This window comes from Parasphingorhabdus sp., from assembly GCF_036963705.1.
GTDB lineage: Bacteria > Pseudomonadota > Alphaproteobacteria > Sphingomonadales > Sphingomonadaceae > Parasphingorhabdus.
The window spans coordinates 1-2146 of the sequence record NZ_JBALUT010000145.1 but is presented as its reverse complement, the minus strand read 5'-3'; the positions used below and the strand labels follow the sequence as shown (position 1 = coordinate 2146).

Here is a 2146-nt window from a genome sequence, read left to right as displayed (position 1 = left end):
CTTTCAGCGCCGCGCGATAGGATCCCGTGGCGCGCACCGCCTCAAGGAAGGCCACCGTGGGTGCATTGGCGGAAAATTGCTTGCCGCTGACCTCATTGGACACCGTGTAGGGGTCCGCACCCAGATCCACGCCAACATAGGTGACCACCACGAAAGGCGGCACCGACAAGGGAAGCGAGGTTTGAGACGCTGTCATCCCCCAAACCTACGCACCCGAGGCGCGCGCGCAATGGGAATTGTCGCGTAGCCCTTAATTGGGTTCTGCCTCAATTTGTGTGGCGCAACTATCCTGAGCTTGGAACATTCAGGAGGGATAGTCGTGATTTCAAAAAAGCACTGGTCGCCCGGGAGCGAAGTTTCGGTTCAAGGCGTTAAGCGACGTGATTCGGGCGGGTGGCTTGTATCCGGTGTTTTGGCACCGAGAGGCATCTGCCCAGATTGTGGTTTGCATTCTCGGCGTCGTCACGGGTGGCGGCAAAGGCGACTGCAGGATTTACCCGCACATGGCGACAAGGTAACAATCGCACTCTGGGTCTGCAGGTGGCGATGTCTCGCTTCCACGTGTCCGCGGCGGACGTTTTCAGACTACACCTCGTCAATTGCGCGCCCATTTGCACGTCGAACTTCGCGTGCCGATGACATTGTCGGTCATCTGGGGCACGCCACGGGTGGACGGCCTGCCGAGCGGCTCTTGCGCCGTTTAGGCGTCGGTGTCAGCAATGACACGGTGCTGCGGCACCTCAAGCAGCGTGCGGAAAGCGCCGTCCCGCCGCCAACGGTCATTGGCATCGACGATTGGAGCTGGCGCAAGTCGCAGACTTACGGAACCATCATCGTCGATCTCGAGCGGCAGACCGTAATTGATATCCTTCCGGATCGGAGCGTTGAAAGCTGTGCGAGCTGGCTGCGGCAGCACCCTGAGATTGAAGTCATCAGTCGGGATCGTTGTGGCGCATATGCGAAGGCCGCACGTCAGGGTGCACCGCAAGCCCTGCAGGTCGCAGACCGTTTCCATCTCGTCCAGAACCTGCGCCAGGCCATCGAAGAGCAGATGAATATGCATGGCCGCGCCACTGGGCGGGCGCTATTGTCAGATGCCGAAAACATCAGCACGGCCAATCATCTGCTGCGATCGCGTCTTGCTCATCGGAAATCACGTGAGGAGATTTTTCGAAACATCCATGCGCTTCGTGATCAAGGGCTGTCTTGTAGCGAAATTGGGCGGCGGACCGGCTTCCCGCGTCGTAGTGTGGCGAAGTGGTTGAACTCCGACTCGCCACCAGACCGCCGCCGAGCTGCATTGAAGCCCACGTCGCCGTGGTATTTTGAGGGCCTATTGGCCGATCTCTGGAAACAGGGTATCCGGTCCGGCCAGGAATTATTGATCGAGATTCAACGCCATGGCTATGAGGGCAGCTTGTCTCATTTGCAACGTCTGCTGGCCGGATGGCGAAGGGATGAACAAACCGCTCTAGCAGGCCCGACCGACACGCCGCTGCCCCTGGTGCCTGTGCGGGACCCGCAAACCGGTCATGCCATTTCGCCGGTTGTCGCAGCGGCGCTCTGTATCAAGCCGCGACGCAAATTGACCGCATACCAGGCCCAAAAGGTAGATGCATTGAAGGCCGGATCGCCAAGCTTTGCCACGATGCGGAGCCTTGCCATGCGGTTTCAGTGCATTTTGCGCGGCGACCAGTCCGCCCCGCTAGACGCATGGATCGACCTGGCCATTGAGACTGGCATCCCACCAATCATGCGCTTTTCCCGCACGCTGCACCGCGATATCGAGGCCGTGCGCAATGCCATCGAGCTTCCGTGGAGCAACGGTCAAGCTGAGGGCCAAATCAATCGCCTGAAGACCCTCAAACGCGCAATGTACGGTCGCGCCGGACCAGAACTCCTCAGAGCCCGAATGCTTCCGCTGCGCCACACAAATTGAGGCAGAACCCAATTAAGGGCAAAAATTGTCGCCAAACGCGTCGCGTCTCAGATTTAAGGGCAACGCGACACCTTGCGACCGACATCGGCCATGATCAGCGTCTGGTCGTCGATCTCGGCGATGGGTTTTTCCTCGACGACCTTGATCAGCGAGGCGGCGGGCATCTGGCCGAGCTGCGGATCGACGGGGCCCAGCACGGAATGCTCG

At 59.6% G+C, this 2146-nt stretch carries 3 protein-coding genes; 1 reads left to right on the top strand and 2 read right to left on the bottom strand.

Annotated features, from left to right (window positions below; all coding sequences use genetic code 11):
* A partial coding sequence (locus V7680_RS15500; RefSeq protein WP_335654151.1) for a hypothetical protein occupies positions 1-196 on the bottom strand: 196 nt, incomplete at its 3' end.
* A gap of 123 nt (positions 197-319) precedes the next feature.
* Between V7680_RS15500 and V7680_RS15495 the strand changes: the two genes are divergently transcribed.
* Positions 320-1939, top strand: coding sequence for an ISL3 family transposase (locus V7680_RS15495; RefSeq protein ID WP_442955070.1), 1620 nt, complete (start codon positions 320-322; stop codon positions 1937-1939).
* Between the two features lie 53 nt (positions 1940-1992).
* Here V7680_RS15495 and V7680_RS15800 read toward each other — a convergent pair whose 3' ends face one another.
* Positions 1993-2136: an SDH family Clp fold serine proteinase gene (locus V7680_RS15800; RefSeq protein ID WP_442955071.1), complete on the bottom strand. Its 144-nt coding sequence runs from the start codon at positions 2134-2136 to the stop codon at positions 1993-1995.
* Between the last annotated feature and the right edge of the window lie 10 nt (positions 2137-2146).